13 protein-coding genes are annotated in these 16,289 nt (G+C 60.8%); 6 read left to right on the top strand and 7 right to left on the bottom strand.

Annotated features, from left to right (window positions below; translation table 11 throughout):
• Positions 1–5: 5 nt before the first annotated feature.
• The gene (locus CFB39_RS36930; protein WP_076841491.1) at positions 6–152 is read right to left on the bottom strand and encodes a DUF3096 domain-containing protein; all 147 of its coding nucleotides are present in this window, start codon (positions 150–152) and stop codon (positions 6–8) included.
• A gap of 927 nt (positions 153–1,079) precedes the next feature.
• Here CFB39_RS36930 and CFB39_RS36925 point away from each other — a divergent pair.
• Entirely contained in the window at positions 1,080–1,955 is an 876-nt protein-coding gene (locus CFB39_RS36925) for a phytanoyl-CoA dioxygenase family protein (RefSeq protein ID WP_089476738.1), read from the top strand.
• Between the two features lie 899 nt (positions 1,956–2,854).
• The gene (locus CFB39_RS36920) at positions 2,855–4,123 is read left to right on the top strand and encodes an aminotransferase class III-fold pyridoxal phosphate-dependent enzyme (RefSeq protein WP_089476737.1); all 1,269 of its coding nucleotides are present in this window, start codon (positions 2,855–2,857) and stop codon (positions 4,121–4,123) included.
• Between the two features lie 305 nt (positions 4,124–4,428).
• Here CFB39_RS36920 and CFB39_RS36915 read toward each other — a convergent pair whose 3' ends face one another.
• The 5 genes from CFB39_RS36915 to CFB39_RS36895 all read right to left on the bottom strand — a co-directional run bounded on the left by CFB39_RS36915 (position 4,429) and on the right by CFB39_RS36895 (position 8,821).
• On the bottom strand, positions 4,429–4,725 hold the full coding sequence (locus CFB39_RS36915; protein WP_089476736.1) for an EthD family reductase: 297 nt from the start codon (positions 4,723–4,725) through the stop codon (positions 4,429–4,431).
• A gap of 51 nt (positions 4,726–4,776) precedes the next feature.
• Positions 4,777–5,466: a hypothetical protein gene (locus CFB39_RS36910; RefSeq protein WP_089476735.1), complete on the bottom strand. Its 690-nt coding sequence runs from the start codon at positions 5,464–5,466 to the stop codon at positions 4,777–4,779.
• Between the two features lie 204 nt (positions 5,467–5,670).
• Entirely contained in the window at positions 5,671–6,819 is a 1,149-nt protein-coding gene (locus CFB39_RS36905) for an MFS transporter (RefSeq protein WP_256991551.1), read from the bottom strand.
• 244 nt (positions 6,820–7,063) lie between these two features.
• Positions 7,064–7,942, bottom strand: coding sequence for a phytanoyl-CoA dioxygenase family protein (locus CFB39_RS36900; protein ID WP_089429440.1), 879 nt, complete (start codon positions 7,940–7,942; stop codon positions 7,064–7,066).
• 21 nt (positions 7,943–7,963) lie between these two features.
• Positions 7,964–8,821 carry an NAD(P)-dependent oxidoreductase gene (locus tag CFB39_RS36895; RefSeq protein WP_256991550.1) on the bottom strand — a complete coding sequence of 286 codons (858 nt, stop codon included), beginning with the start codon at positions 8,819–8,821 and terminating at the stop codon, positions 7,964–7,966.
• Positions 8,822–9,599: 778 nt separating this feature from the next.
• Here CFB39_RS36895 and CFB39_RS36890 point away from each other — a divergent pair.
• The gene (locus CFB39_RS36890; protein WP_089476732.1) at positions 9,600–10,229 is read left to right on the top strand and encodes a TetR/AcrR family transcriptional regulator; all 630 of its coding nucleotides are present in this window, start codon (positions 9,600–9,602) and stop codon (positions 10,227–10,229) included.
• A 580-nt stretch (positions 10,230–10,809) separates the two neighbouring features.
• Positions 10,810–11,409, top strand: a complete 600-nt coding sequence (locus CFB39_RS36885) for a TetR/AcrR family transcriptional regulator (protein WP_089476731.1) — start codon at positions 10,810–10,812, stop codon at positions 11,407–11,409.
• Between the two features lie 142 nt (positions 11,410–11,551).
• Here the strand turns inward: CFB39_RS36885 and CFB39_RS36880 are convergent, their stop codons facing one another.
• The gene (locus CFB39_RS36880) at positions 11,552–13,012 is read right to left on the bottom strand and encodes an aldehyde dehydrogenase family protein (RefSeq protein ID WP_089476730.1); all 1,461 of its coding nucleotides are present in this window, start codon (positions 13,010–13,012) and stop codon (positions 11,552–11,554) included.
• 567 nt (positions 13,013–13,579) lie between these two features.
• Between CFB39_RS36880 and CFB39_RS36875 the strand changes: the two genes are divergently transcribed.
• Both CFB39_RS36875 and CFB39_RS36870 read left to right on the top strand, forming a co-directional pair.
• Entirely contained in the window at positions 13,580–14,560 is a 981-nt protein-coding gene (locus CFB39_RS36875) for an aminotransferase class IV (RefSeq protein ID WP_089429436.1), read from the top strand.
• A gap of 370 nt (positions 14,561–14,930) precedes the next feature.
• Entirely contained in the window at positions 14,931–16,277 is a 1,347-nt protein-coding gene (locus CFB39_RS36870) for a DUF1329 domain-containing protein (RefSeq protein WP_256991549.1), read from the top strand.
• Positions 16,278–16,289: the final 12 nt, after the last annotated feature.

Below are 16,289 nucleotides of genomic sequence, written 5' to 3'. Positions count from 1 at the left end.
GCGCGTCAGTGGAAATGTCCGCCGAAAAGCCCAAGCAGCCCGATGACGATCAGGTAGATTGCGACGATGTAGTTCAGCAGGCGCGGTACCACCAGGATGAGGATCCCGGCGATCAGCGAGACCAATGGGCTCCAGTTCGTGAATGTGTGCATGGCGTTGCCCTCATGACAATAGATCGCGAAATCGCTGGGTGAAGCGCCTCGCCGAAACACGACGGGCATGTGTCGTGCAGCGTTTCATTGCGGGCCGGAGCGATTTCCGTGCCTGGCTCAGCGCGCGAGCTCCTGTGAAAATACCGGCGTGCGTTCGAGCCATGGCGCTCGCGCATCTCTCACGGCGCTTCGTCGTGCTGAAGCCGTCACGCGTCGCGATGCCGGGACAGAATTGACAAGGGCTTGAAAAATCGTCCGCGGATCGCGCGTCGGTCGCCGCGCAGCCGCGCCGGGGAAGGATGCCGATCGTGGCGCACGCAACGGCATGGGAAGCGACTCCGTACGCGGGCGCTGATGACGCGCAAGCAGCTTGCGTGCCCGATCGCCTGGTTCGGGCCACACCGGGCCCGTATGCGCGAGCCCGAGCGTAAGACTGAACGTGTCGAGGAACGTCGTCGCAGGCGTGGCCATTCGATTCCGAATCACGTCTCGCCACACCGCGTCAGGCGTGATCACAACTTTCGCATGCACGCCGGAACGACCGCGCTCCTTTCATCCGCTACACCATTCAAACGCGACGGGTTAACCATGATCGACCGTCGAAAAACGCCATGTTAACTTCCTCGATCATACGACTTGGTCAATTGACCTGATTCATCGCGAATACTCCGGCTCACCGGAAAACCCGGCGAATGCGTCCATGTCTGTCGCTTCCGGGAACACGTACTGGACCACCCGGAGGTCGCGACGACGTCGGGAACACCGTGCGTGCTCCGTCAACGGGCGTGGCAGGAACGTATGGCAGAAAGCGAAGGCATACGCAGTCAAATGACTCAGTCAAAAATTCGACTTGAGGTCTGGATCACCACCCGAATCAGAACGTGACGCCGCGTCTGATTTACCCGTCCACGCAACTTTGAGGCAAACATGAACGCAAATATTCAGACCATTCAGGACGCGCTCCCCACCGTCCCCAAACAGACCAGCGCGCAAGAGATCGTGTCGCTCATGAATCAATATGGTGGAGTCCGGATCAAGAATTATCTGACCCAGGAGCAGGTCGCGAACATCAATCGCGAGGTCGATGCGCCGCTCGAGCGGCTTCGCGAAGGGTCGTCGCACGACAACGAACTGATCAAGGAATTCCACGGCACCTATACGAAGCGCCTGACGAACATGGTCACGCACAGCAAGACGTTCGGGGATGTTCTGGATGACGAACTATTTCATGAACTCGGCGAGGTGCTCTACCGTGAAGAGTCCGGCGACTGGTGGCTTTCGACCGCACAGGTCATCGACATCGGCCCGGGCAACACGGCACAGATGCTGCATCGCGATGTCGGCAATTTTCCGCCCCTGTGCGCGCTCGGCGTCAACGGGCCTACGGTATTCACCAACCTCATGATTGCGCTGACGCGCTTCACCGAGGAAAACGGCGCCACCCGAATCATTCCGGGAAGCCAGAACTGGGACGAGGATTACTTCAACAGCAAGGGCACGCCCGACATGACCATTGCCGCCGAGATGGATGCCGGCGACGCATTGCTGTTCAGCGGCAAGGTGATCCACGGTGGCGGCGCGAACGTGACGAAGAACGAGCGCCGGCGTGGGCTCACGCTTCCGATGCAACCGTCCTACCTGACGCCGGAGGAAGCGTATCCCTTCATCGTCGAGATGGACACCGTACGACGCCTGTCGAAACGCGTTCAGCGGATCATCGGCTTCCGCTCGCAATATCCGGCCGGCACGCCGGGCCTGTGGCAAGTCGACTACGACGATATCGCGACGCATCTCGGCCTCTGAGCCAAGAACAGACGCCTGCATCCGTCCGGAAGGGGGATCCCCCTCACGGATTCCGTGATGCGCATGCGCGGGCCACGACAGCATCATCGCCGGCGAAACACCCCATGAAGATCGACCTGACGAATCGCGTTGCGATCTTGAGAACAATGCGGGGATTGCGCGCCTTTCCGGGGATGGCCCTCAAGAATCGACTTTCTATTGCACCTCATCCAACTCAGGAGCGTGATCATGGTGAAGCGTTTATTTGTCGCAATCTCCCTCGTTGCCGGGTTACTTCTCGTACTCAGCCCGGGATTCATGGTTCTCTACCATATCGAGCACTACGACTCGAGCCAATAGGCGCCATCCGGAAAGATCGAACATGCGGGCGTAGCCTCGCGCGCGGATCGTGTCGAACGCGATCCGCGTAGCGCACTACTCGCGCTTCGGATGCTCCGACTGCATGGACCCGTCTGCCCCTGCCATGCGCGCACCGTGCGCCTGGACACGCCTGTATACACCGCTGTCTCCCGCGGCGAAATCTTCTCGCGGAAGTCCACCGCCGCCGCCGCCTCGCCTCCTCCCCCATCGCCGTGGCATGCCCGGCATGACGTTGATCCACTGCCGCGAAGCACTAGTGGAAAACGCCAATTTCAGTCCGGACGACATTTATGGACACTAGACTCGGTCAAATGACCAAGTCTCATGAAGCGACGACAGGCACCCAGGCGCGTAACGCAGCGTGGCTGCATTCGCGGAGCGAGGTTGGTCGGCGCGTCGATCCAACAACGAGACGCGAGATTTCGAATGCGGCATTCCCCAACATTCCAGGGGTTCAAATACTATGTCACCTGACTCAGTCAAAAGACTTGATACCGGGTCTGACGTTCCGGGAACGAATTTTTCACAAGGAGTCGAGCATGGACAGGCTGGCAAGGAAGAACGAGTGGTTCGCAAGAGCCGAAAAGGTCATCCCGGGCGGGATGTACGGTCACCAGAGCGTCAAGTATTTGACGGAAGATTTCCCGCTGTACTTCGCGAAAGCGAAAGGGTCCCATCTCTGGGACGTCGACGGCAACCAGTACATCGACTACGTATGTGGCTACGGCACGAACCTGTTCGGCTACGGCAACGAGCGGATCGAGCAAGCCGCGGCCCTCCAGTTGCAGAAGATCGACACGGCGACGGGCCCCAGCGAGGTGATGGTTCAGCTTGCCGAGGCGCTCACTCAACAGGTCAGCCACGCCGACTGGGCAATGTTCTGCAAGAACGGCTCGGACGCTACCTCGATGGCCATGGTGATCTCGCGCGCCTATCGCGAGAAACGGAAGATTCTCGTGGCGCGCGGCACGTACCATGGTGCGTCGCCGTGGAACGTGCCCTATACGACGGGGATTACCAAGGAAGACCGCGCTCACGTCGTCTACTTCGAGTACAACGATCTCGAGAGCCTCAATGTCGCCGTCAAGAGCGTCGACGGTGACGTAGCGGCCATCTACGCGACGCCGTTCCGGCACGAAGTGCTCTACGATCAGTTTTTCCCGTCGATCGAATACGCGAAGGAATGCCGTCGCCTCGCGGACGAGCAGGAAGCGCTTCTGGTCGTCGACGAGGTCCGCACGGGGTTGCGCCTGTCGCGTGATTGCTCGTGGTCGGACTGGGGCGTGCACCCGGACCTCAGCTGCTGGGGCAAGGCCATCGGCGGCGGCTATGCGATCGCGGCGGTGCTCGGTTCGGACAAGGCACGAGAGGCCGCGACGAACATTTTCGTCACGGGCTCCTACTGGCTCTCGGCCGTGCCGATGGCCGCGGCCATCGAAACGCTGCGCCTGGTACGTGAAACCGACTACCTCGAACACACCAGGCGGTTGGCGGACACGCTGCGCGCGGGCCTCGCCGAGCAAGCCGAGCGGCATGGCTTCGAACTCAAGCAGACCGGGCCGAGCGTCATGCCCCAGATGCTGTTCGCGGGTGACGACGAGCTCGTGTCGCGCGGCCGGGCGTGGACGTCGGAAGTCATCAAGAACGGCGCCTATCTTCACCCGTGGCACAACATGTTCTTCACGGCGAGCCACACCGACGAAGACATCGCGCGTACGCTCGAGGCAACGGAAACGGCGTTTGGCGCGATCAAGCAGAAGGCGGTGGCAGTGAGCCGCCTGGATATCCTGGACACCGTGCAGCGTTGATGCCGGATGCTGGATGAGCCTTCGGCCTGCGGCCGAAGGCTGTATTGCCGAGCGCGTTCGCCCGGCGTCAAAACCCTGAGCGACCGCGCGGGCAATCGATACGCCCGGCCTCAGGCCAGGCTCGATCCACTCCCGAACCGCGTCTTCGTCAAGTTCCAGTCGGTCATCCCGTCCGTGGCCGGCCGGCATTCTGCTTCTAAGGTCTTGTTGCTTCGTCGTCAAGGCCCGAGTGCATCGGTCCACGCGGACACTTTGTCTCAGACCTTCTTGCCCTCGTAGACCGGGTTCGGTCGTCGACGACTCGGTCAGTCGCCGGCGCGGAAAATCGCCGGTTGGACGTTGGTGAAGTTCCGCACATCGCCGACCACCTCGGCTGTTCTGGCCGAAGCCAGCGCGGCGTCGATTCCAGCCTGATCGCTGAAACGCAATAGCGTGACGCAGGCAAAAGGCTGCGGACCCGGCGCCGGAAACAGCACCTCCACCGACTGCAGCCCACATTCGCCCCACGCCGCCCGTATGAGCGACGCGTGGGTGGCGAGATAGTACTCGCGGTCAAATTCCATACCCGCTACAGCGGGATAACTCACGATCAAGGTAGCCATATCCGATCTCTCGCATGAAGAATCAAATACATTCCCGCAGGAACGCGACAATTACTGCGGCTTTCGCTCCAGGGGACCAAGGGTATAACCTCGGATCAGATTCCCTTCCTTTTCCTGCACCCGTTCCAGCGCACAATAAGCGTAATACAACGAGACTGACATATAAGACCAAGAAAGCAATGCAAATATATAGAAAATCATATGGTCGCCGTCGCCAGGGATAGGGTAAAAGTCGTAGACGCTCGCAATAATCTGCGTGGATACGAGTGTCAGGATCACACCCGCAGCATTACGATACTCTCCGGCATTCGCCAGTTTCTTGACAACGTAAATGAGGTAAAGCGAGAACAACGACCACATCACCAGATAGAAATACGGCTTGGGTCCAACCATGAAATCCGCGGTCCACAAAATAACCGTCCCCACCAGCGCCCCCACCGCATACAACACGTCGCCGACCATCGATGGTTTATATCGATGCGTAACCGACATCATGCCCGCAACGATGATGATCGGCACGCCGAAGCCTCTTGAAAAGGCGTCGCAGAAAAGCGAGATACTGAAAAAGATCGCCTTGCCGGTCAAGGCATTGATCATCAAATTCGTTGCCGAGAACGTCACGACCAGCGACTCGAATCCGAGAAGGCCGTTGCGCTTCCCGAAATACTTCACGCCACAAATGAACGAAGTCACGATCAACGCGAGATCAGCCAGGCAATAAAGATAGAATTTGAGTTCCATGAAAAAACTCCGTGATCGTCGAGATATTTGTCTGCCGCCATGTTCGTCATCCACGTTCACGGCAGTTTTTTGCGCTGCCTGTCGACGCGAGAGGACGCTTCCGGGAGATGTCTGCTCCGCACTGGCATGTCAGGCATGCTGGCGCCGCCCAGGTACCGGTGCGGTCAGTGCGGCCACGCTCGGTTGATCGCTTCGCCGCGCACGTCAGGCGACCGCGGCTTCGGCATGTTTTGCCTTGAACTGCCGGATCGCCACGCTGGCCAGAAACATCGGCACCACCAGCAACCCGACGGAGAGCCAGCCGACCGCGCGCAAACCGGCCACGCTGAACACCGTGCCGGCAATCGCGGGGCCCACTGCCAGGCCAAGATTGATTGCCGACGCACAGGTCGCGGTGCTTCTTCCGCTGGCATCCATTTGTGAAAGTGCCGCCACCATATAAGGAGCCACCAGCGTGGCTCCGGCACTGACGAGCGCCGTCGACACGAGAAACGCCCACTTGCCGCCCACGCAATACATGCCCAGGCTGCATGCGATCAATAGCGCGAGTCCAAGGGCGATCGGCTTGAACAGACCCAAGCGATCGCCCAGCCAGTTGACCGCCACCCCCACCGGCAACTGGAGGGCCGCATTGAGCATGAAGAGCATGCCGAGTTGCTCCGCTTCGACGCCCCGGGTCGCAGCAACCTCGGCGGCAAATCCCATGAGGGCCGTCTGCGACACGTAGATGAAGAATGCGCTGATCAGCATCCCTCGGACGTCACTGGATTTGATGGCGTCCTTCGCGACCGCTTCCTCGCTTGCGTTGACGGCGGGATGCATGAACGCGCCGAAAAACAGCGCCGCCACGACCACGGCGAGCTGGACGGCATCCACCCCGATATGACCCATCTTTACATTCAGGATCGGTACGACGTACATCGCACAGGAAAATATGATGGCCATCGCAACGGCGACTTGCGCCGCGACCTTCTCCGGGTGCTTGACGTGTGCAATCACCCCATACGCGCACACGCAGCTGACGCCCAACGCGGCGCCGAGAACCAGCTTCGCGGCGACGAATACATAAAAATTATGTGAAAACATCGCACACGTCGACAGGACGGCAAGCGCTGCCGCAGCGAGCGCGCCCGTCCGCTTGTTCAACGTCGCCGTGTGACGACCGAAAACGATGATGGAAAGCGAAAGACAGAGCAGCACCGCGGACGCGAGCCAACCCGCGGTGCTTTCGGACAGCCCGAACCGGGCCATCGATTCCTCGATGCTGAATGGGAGCAGGTAGGTGGGCGTCCAGACCACGGCTCCTGTATAAAGCAGCGCGATTTTTCGGATTCCCTTGATTTCGACACTCACGATCGACTCCTTGTCGTTTGCACGAATGCGAGATCGCGGCGTGGCATCGAATCGCCCTCTTGCTCGCATTCATACCGGCACTGTTTCGAAGACTGCTGCATCCAACCGAAAAATCGCGCTATCGGAACGGCTCGCTGTGCACCGATCCAGGCATCCCGTCGAGCGACCGCGATGCCTCCAGATGATGGAATCGCCCGATTTCCACGTGAAAACCGGGCCAGGATTCCATCACCCATCCCGTCCGTTAATCGAAATGCCCGACCTCGAGGAAATCCTTCATCTTCAACAGGTCGTTCGGATCCGACATTTGACCGTTGCGCTCGACGAAGCCGGCAAAGGTCGTGCCGTACGTCCAGCCGAGCAGGCGCTGCAGCTCTTCCGGATAGCGCTTCACGCGTTCAATCGGCAGCGTGAGGTACTGGTTTTCTTCCTGCCGGAGGATCGCCAGGTCATACGACATCGTCAGGCCGGTGCGCGGGGCATCGCTGGTGTTCTTGCCGCCGCCGTGATAGGTGGAGCCGATGAAGAACAGCGCATCGCCGGCCGACATGGTCGCGGGAATGGCTTCCTCCTGCGTCGGCATGCGCTCGTCGTCCCACTTGTGGCTACCCGGGATGACGAGCGTGGCGCCGTTTTCCGCCGTGAAGTCCGATACGGCCACCATCACCTGGAACCGGGCCTCGCGCCCATAGTTCGGGTGCCGCCAGAGCCATACGGAATCGTCACGATGCAACGGCTGAAGGCCCTGACCCGGCAGGATCTGGATCGCTTGCGTCACCCCCACCTGAATATCGGGCGCGACATCGACCTGGTTTTCGCCGCTCCAGATCTTGATCGGCGTCTGCAGGATGCTGCGCGCCGCGCCCAGATAGAGCGGGTGCAACGCAACCTCGGCCATCCAGTCGGTACGCGCGAAGAGGCGCGAGACGCGACGCGTCTGTGTCCCGGCGAAGTAATCGTCTACTCCGTTCGGAGCCGACTCGAGCGTGTCGAAGAGCGTACGCTGGATTCGCGCGAGCAAATCGGAATCGAGAAAGTTCTTGACGATCGCTCCACCATCCTGCCTGACCGCATTGGCAAGATCTTCAGGAGTGCTACCACTTGAAAGGCGCTGCAACGACATGATGATTCCTCCAACAAATTGTCAATGATTGAAGAGTGCGGCGTACCCTCGGTCACCACTGCCTTCTGCAATGGATGACAGGATTCGCTCGCGTAGCGCCTTCAGGATTCGCGGCGGCTGCCCGATATCTTCCTGCGCCTGCTGAAACAGTTCGGTTGCTCGTGCGTAGATGTCGAGGTCCGCTCCGCGCGGTTGATAGTCGGACGCCGCCACGGATTCGAACAGACCTTCGATGAAGTGAGTCTGACCGGCGAGATAGGTTGGAATCAGGTCGCGAATCTCGTCGATCGAAATGCCCGAGTTCACCACGAATCTGAGACCTTCCAGGAAGGCCGCGCCCGCCCCAAAAACGAACGTGCCCGTCAACCCGGCATCGAGCACGTTCGGTACGTCAGATCGTGCACTGACGTAGGTGGATTGCGGAGCAATCTTCCGGAGCAGCGGCTCCACTTCGCTCCAGATCTTCTCGTCGCCGCCAAACAGGATGACGGCGTTCTCGCGGCCGATATCCGGCGGGAAGCACTGGATCGTTCCGCTGATGAATTTTGCGCCGGCGCCACGCACGATTTGATCCAGCTTCTGGACCTCGGACGGGCGCCCCGTGGCCAGATTGACCACCGTTTTCCCTTTCAGGCGCTCGCCCAGCGCCTCGAAGTCCGCCGCGAGGTCAACCGGCGTTGCCGTCACGACGACGATGACGTCCGCCTCATCAAGGGCGGAGGTGGCACGCTCGACAACCCGGGCGCCCAGTTCGCGCAGACGCTGCGCTTTTTCAGCCTTCCTGTTCCAGACGACGACTTCCGCACCGTCGTCAATCAGGGTGGCAGCAATGGCGGACCCCATCACGCCCAGGCCCAGGACAGCAATCACATTGCTCATTCGTATTCCCTATCGTTGTCGTTGACCACACTACCGAGAAATATCCTTCGTTCAAGTCAACCATACGAGTCATTCGACTTGGTCATACGACTATCAAGCAAGCCGTATGCCAATCTGATCCGGGTGTTCGCCCTTCGTGAAGGGCGGCTGACGCGCGCGGTCGTGATGCGCATGCCCCGGCGCGGGGAATTCGCCGCACCAAGTGATGCTCGGCGTCACGATAGCGGTGCAGACAAGTTGACTTGATCAAATGACCACGAATCTACAGGCACGAGTCTTATGCTTCGACAGGACATTGGGAATACGGAGTTTCCATTAGCCTCGTCATGAAGGCACCGTACGCGCCAACGCAGTGGCATCCCTTCCACGACACGCATGGCTGCCTTATCGTGCACGTGCGACGGTCACCGTCCCTGCGCCTCTCTGCAACGGCCTCATCGAAGCAGGAACGCGAGCGCCGCTCGACGAGCGGAGCACCGCTTGATGCCCGGGCCGATCCACGATGTGCGAGTCCGTCTTCTGGTTCAGCGAGCCTGCCGCCGAGTCGCATCGCTGCCGCGAGGTTCGTCCGGCGCCGCGGCGCATCGACGCCGTCACCATGCCCGGCACATACCTGCGAACGGCACGTCTCACGACGCCATGGCGGCGCAATATCCGTGCGGGACAATGCCTTGTGTTGCTTGCGAAATGCCGCCCATCGTCATGCTAATATCCGAGGATTCGACTACCCTGCGCGGGTAGCGCCTTTGGACGAAGACATAAAACGGAGCGCTGGCCTATGCAGCGAGTACGGGCTGAAGTCCGCCGCCAGGACCTCGTCGCGGCGACTGTCGCGGTGATTGCAGAGCACGGTGTGAAGGGTGCCACGACCCGTCGCATCGCCGAGGCTGCAGGATGCCCACTGGCGTCCCTGCACTACGTGTTTCACTCAAAGGACGAGCTGCTGTTCGCCGTCTACGAGTCCCTGATCGACTTGATCCGCTCGGATAGCCCCGAGCCTCCGGAGCACGGCACCCTGTCGGACCTGGCGGAGTTCAACCTGCGCTCCGTCATGACCTGGTTCGAAGCCAACCCGACATACGCGAAGACCCAGTCGGAGTTGTATACGTGGGCGCTCAGACACCAGCCCGACATGGCCACTGGCGCGCTTCGCATCTCCCAAGAAGGTGCCCGCGCCAATCTGGCGACCGCCGAGCCGCGTGCAGATGCCAAGGTGCTGGACGCCATCGCGCGGCTGACCATCGTCCTGATCGACGGTTTGCTCTTCTCGTGGTTTGCCCAGGAAGATTCGAAGCGCCTGGCAACCGATGTCGACCACGCCTGCAAGATGCTGGCCGCCTACGCAACGACACTGTCGGACGCCCGCCCTGCCGCCAAGACCCCTCGCAAGTCGGTACGGAAGCACTAAGCCGCTGCCACCTGCCCGGTGCACTGGCTCCCCCGGTGCCCACAAAGCGGTAGCGTCGCCGCTTCAATTGACCGCTCGGCTCGCGGCGCATGACGTTTGCAATTTCGCCCATGCGCCGCCCTGCGCGCACGCTCTGCCTGAAGGTGCTTTCAGCAACCGTTGCTCGCGTCCGACCGCGACACGTGCGGCGTGAAGTCACCGGCGCCGCCGAGCATCCACATCGGCCGCGGCCAAGCACCCTGCTTCCATTCGCCTGAAAACCTGACGCTCCCGGCAGGCCGCCCTCGGTCTTGCGTTGCAGTGCTCGCGCTCACGGGTTTACCTCCATCGACAGCGCATCCTTGTCTGCTTAACGTTGACCGATCAAATGATCAAGTCAATAGATCGGATTTTCCAGAATCAGCTGAAGCAAGCGAACTGAACATTCAGGGCACCCGCGGCCCGCCCCATTCATGGACAAACTTTCAAGAAGCCGACATAATTCACGATCGTTATGGTCACTTGACCATGTATCACGGATAAACACTACACCTGTGTACGACGTGAACGGAAGTGGATTTTCGGGTACCGGAGTTTACCAATGACAAGAGTTCGCGCTGCGTTGCGGCGACAGGATTTTGTTGACGCTGCCGTTGAAGTCATCGCCGCGCACGGCGTCGCTGGAGCCACCACGCGGCGAATCGCCGAAGCCGCATGCTGCCCACTGGCCTCGCTGCATTATGTATTCCATACCAAGGACGATCTGTTCGACGCGGTTTACGAATCCCTGTTCGACCTGCTCGCGGCGAATGCCCTCGCTGACAGGGAATTTCATTCTTTCGGCGAACTCGCCGGATGGCAGCTGCGCAAGAATGTCGAATGGCTCGTGCAGCATCCGTCGTACGCCCGAGCCCAGTCTGAACTGATCCAGTGGGCAGAGCGCCATCGCCCCGAGTTCGCGTTGAAGACCTATGTCCAGACCATCGAGCGAACGATCGCTTACCTCGGCAAGTGCGCGCCACAAGTCAACCCTGACGCGATTGAATCCGTCGCCAGAATGAGCATCATCCTGATCGATGGATTGCTGAACAGTTGGCAAGGCGACACGAATATCCGCGAGCTCAGGGCGAACCTGGATAGTGTAAGTTCAGCGTTGGAGGCGTTTGCCACCTCCCTCTCGAGCTCGACGGTACAGGCTTGAGCGTCGACGCGGCGTGCCATTGTGCCCATCGCCGGCAACCGGACAGAGCCCGTCAGCGCGACGCCTCATGGCTGGCTTCGATGTTGCCGCCTTTCCGTAGACGGACGTCCGCATACCGCCGGACGCCCGTCGTCGATTCCCGCTAGCTGACGGCGCCCGGCGTCGCGCCGAACATCGATTTCGTCTCCAGGAACTCCTCGATGCCGGCGTAGCCCCACTCTCGTCCGTTACCGGACTGCTTGTACCCACCGAACGGCGCCGCGATGTCGACGGGCGCGCCGTTCAAATGCACCATCCCGGTCCGCAACTGTCTGGCGACGCGCTCCGCCTGTTCGATCGAGTCGCCATAGACATAGCCGGACAATCCGTACGGCGAGTCGTTGGCAATGGCGACCGCGTCCGATTCGTCCTGATACGGGATGACCACCAGGACGGGGCCGAAAATCTCCTCGGTTGCAATCTTCATGCGATTGTTCACGCGGCTGAAGACCGTCGGCTTGACGTAGTAGCCTCGTTCAAGCCCGGAGGGATTGCCGAGCCCGCCCGACAGCAGCACCGCGCCCTCGTCGATGCCCGTCTGGATCATCTCCTGCACCTTGCGATGCTGGCGCTGGTTCGCCATCGGCCCCATGGTCGTACCCGGATTGCGCGGATCTCCGACGACGACCTGCGCGCACGCCGCGACTGCGATCTGCTCTGCCTCCTCGAGCCGATGCGCCGGCACCAGCATCCGCGAAGGCGCGGTGCACGTCTGGCCGGAGTTGGCCATCATCTGGAGCACCCCATGCGTGACGCCCTGCTGAAAGTTTTCGCTGTCCAGAATGATGTTCGCCGACTTTCCACCCAGCTCCAGCGTCACCCGCTTGATCGTCGTCGCAGCGGCCTGAGCGACTTCCACGCCGGCGCTCGTCGAACCCGTCAACGACACCATGTCAAAGAGCGGGCTGGACGCGATGGCCCTGCCCAGGCGTTGCCCGGAGCCCTGCACGAGATTGAATACGCCGGGAGGGACGCCGGCCTTCTCGATGATCTCGGCGAGCACGATGGCCGAATACGGCGCATTCTGACTGGGCTTCAACACGATCGTGCAACCCGCCACCAGCGCCGGCGCGACCTTGCACATGACCTGGTTCATCGGCCAGTTCCATGGCGTGATCAACCCGCACACCCCCACCGGCTCCTTCACGATCCGCGACGTGCCCTGGGTGCGTTCGAACGGATACTGCTTCGCCACTTCCAGCGTCGTATGAAGGTGCCAGAGCCCCAGTGCCGCCTGAAGCGGGCGAGAAATGGCGTCCATCGGCGCGCCCATCTCGAGCGTGATGGCGTCCGCCATGTCCTGCAGCCGCTCGGTGTAGGCACCGATCACGCGCTCGAGCATCGCGAGCCGCTCGACGAGCGGTGTGTTCGAGAACGCCGCGAACGCGTCGCGCGCCGCCTGCGCGGCCAGGTTCACATCGGCTTCGTCAGAGAACAGCAACACGCCGGAGACTTCGCCCGTCGCCGGATTGATGATGTCGTGCTCCATGCCACCGTTCACCGGCTCCACCCAACGGCCGCCGATGAACGCCTTGCGGAGATGGTCTGCTTCGAAAATCGGCATCTGCTCGCTCCATGTCATTTGGTATCGAGGGCGAGTCTTCAGCCTTCTGGATCGCCCGGGAAGATCCATACTAACGTCTTTTTTGATCATTTGGCCAAGTCATATGACTCGGTAATAATCAGTATTGCCACCGGCAAGCCAAAGTAAGACGCTTCACGAAACGAACCGTCATGCTGCTGCGAAAGATTTGCAGCGCGGGTGACCGGATGATGAGGGAGACGAAATCACGAGGCGGCTTTACGCGACGCTCGCAACACACCGAAGCCTCGTGACTCAGGCGGATCGGTGTGGTCTGCCGGAATCGACGTTCGACGATCACCGGCCGGCAAGCACGAGTCTGCTCGCCGCTCGCGTATCGAGGCAGGCCTCACAGAGGGTTAACCTTCATCGACAAGGAATTTTTCGAGCAATACTTTCCACTACACGGTCACTTGATCAAGTCATATGGCAGACTTCACGGCGGATAGCCAGGAAGCAAGCAATCCGCAAGGAAGCGCACCGCGATCCGGTCGCTTTTGACGTCAACATCGAACGACAACTCTCCCTCGGGAGCGAAGGGTAATTACCATGGCAATCATTCAAGTCCAGCAGATCATGCACGAGAATCCGCTGCATGCTCGCGCTCCGCATGAACCCCGCTATGAAGATGGCAGCGCCTTCTGTGACGGCAAGTACGTTCCCATCACCGAAGCGACCGTCCCGCTCGTCGACGCAGGGTTCCTGCACGCCGACGCGGCTTACGATGTCGTCACCGTCTCGCGAGGCAACTTCTTCCGGCTCGACGATCACCTCGCGCGCATGGAAGAATCGTCGGCGAAGTTCTTCCTCGAGAATCCGTTCAATCGTGACCAGGTCCGGGAAATTCTCCACACGCTCGTGCGCAATGCCGGCCTGAAGGACGCGTACGTCTGGTGGTGCGTCACCCGCGGCCCGCTGAGCGTCGACCGCCGCGACCGCAGCGCAATGAAGAACGCGATGTTCGCCTTCGCCGTGCCGTTCTTCTTCCAGGCCGACGACGAGGTCCGCACGCGCGGCTCGAACCTGCTGATCAGCAAGCGGTACAACCGCATTTCCGCGAAGGCGGTCGATCCCACGGCCAAGAACTTCCACTGGATGGACATGAAGCTCGCGCTGTTCGAAGCCATGACGCAGGAGAAGGACTGGGCGGTGCTCGTCGACGAACACGACAACCTCACCGAAGCAGCCGGTGCGAACGTCTTCTTCGTCAAGAACGGGGAGCTCTACACCCCCGCTGAAGGCTGCCTGCTGGGCATCACGCGCCAGAGCGTCTTCGATATCGCCGCCGAGCTCGGCATCAAGGTGAACATCGGCACGTACACCGCGACCCAGTTGCGCGAGGCTGACGAAGCATTCACGTCGTCGTCGGCGGGCGGGATCATGCCCGTCAGCGCAGTGGACGACCAACCGCTTGGCAAACACAACGGCCCCGGCCCGATCTCCGAGAAGATTCACAACCTCTACTGGGAAAAGCGCTGGGCAGGATGGCACGCTCAGCCGGCTGAATACTTCTCGTCGGTCCCGGCCTAAGCCGGAAGTCACTCAAAAGCGGCGCGCGTACGGAGCCGGCCCGGTCTAACAAGCCGCATCCGGCCCTGGTGGGCGCCCAATAGCATGCATTGACGAACCGTCCGGCGCCCCACCCAGGCGCCGGTCGATCCGAACTTCGACGTTATAGCGATGACCTGGAGTTCGGTGATTCAGTAAAACCAAGCACGAACACACCCCAATTCATTTCGCATAGCTAATAAACGGACAGGACTATCGGACCCTTCATCCGTTTTCACCCATGCACAACCCTTTGGCGGGCGCACGTCAGCTGGTCAAGGTCAAGGAGATAGCCGTGGTCAAGACTCATTCTTTCAAGAAATCCGCTTCGCTCATCCGATCGGCAGCGAAATTGTCCGTCATCGCTACCGCCGTCGCGATGTCCTCGACCGGTGCGCTTGCGGAAGGGACGGATGCCTCACATACGCCGTCGGGCGCCGAAATCGCCGGCACCGCGAGCGGCATTCCCGCCTGGACCCCCGTGGGCAACGTCGGGGCGGGCTGGAGCTATGGCAAGCGCCGCGCGGATTTCTTCAAATACAAGTCCGACAAGCCGCTGTATACGATCGACGCCGGCAACGTCGACAAGTACGCGGACAAGCTCAACCCGGGCCAGATTGCGCTGCTGAAGAACCTGAAGGGCTTCACGATGCCGGTCTATCCGTCCCGGCGCACGTGCGGCGTCCCCGATTTCGTCGCGGAGAACACGAAGAACAACGCGGGCTTCGCCAAGATGTCGGCCGACGGATCGGAACTCACCGATGCCCACCTGCCCGGCTACCCGTTCCCTGCGCCCAAGACCGGCGCGGAAGTGATGTGGAACGCGAAGCTGCACTACCGCGGCGCCGGCGTCGAGATGCGCGACATCATCACCGTCGTGTCGCCGCGCAAGGGCGCGTCCGACTGGATCAAGAACGTGTCCGACGCGTGGATCTACCAGCCGTGGGGTGACAAGGCCGGCACGACGTTCGCAAAGGTCAACCAGGTCGAAGGCAACGCCTACTACGCGTACAAGTCCCCGGCGGCGATTGCCGGCCAGGCCGCGATCTTCACGACCTATGCCGGCAAGCCGACCGAAGTCTTCTACTACTTCCCGGGGCAGCGCCGCACCCGTCGCATGCCGTCGTATGCGTACGATGCGCCGCAGATCGGCTTCGACAACCAGTACAACATGGACGAAGCGCTGGTCTTCTCCGGACAGACGGACCGATTCTCGTGGAAGTTGCTCGGCAAGAAGGAAATGATCGTTACCTATAACGACCTGGGCATGTACGACTTCTCGGAAAAATTTGAAGATGCGTACGGCCCCGACTTCGTGAACCCGTCGAAGCGTCGCTACGAACTCCATCGCGTGTGGGTCGTGGAAGCCACGGTCAAGCAGGGGATGCGCCATACCGCGCCCAAGCGACTCTTCTACGTCGACGAAGACAGCTGGAGCTACCTCGGCGCGGTGGACTACGACGCGCAGGGCAACATCTCGAAGGTCCGCGAGGGCTACATCATTCCGGTGTACGAAACGGGCAGCTGCGACACGCTCGCATTCGCGCAATACAACCTCGTCGACGGCCGGTATCTCGTGGACGGTTCGATGCTCGCGGCCGGACGGGACGCGAAGTGGTCGGTCGACTCGTCGGCGGACCAACACTACAAGCCGAGCTTCTACAACGCCGATAATCTCCGTGCGTTGAGCGAGCGTTGACAGGGACCGAGA

Origin of the sequence: Burkholderia sp. AU6039, assembly GCF_002223365.1 — a bacterium.
GTDB lineage: Bacteria > Pseudomonadota > Gammaproteobacteria > Burkholderiales > Burkholderiaceae > Burkholderia.
This window is presented reverse-complemented; position numbering and strand designations above follow the sequence as displayed.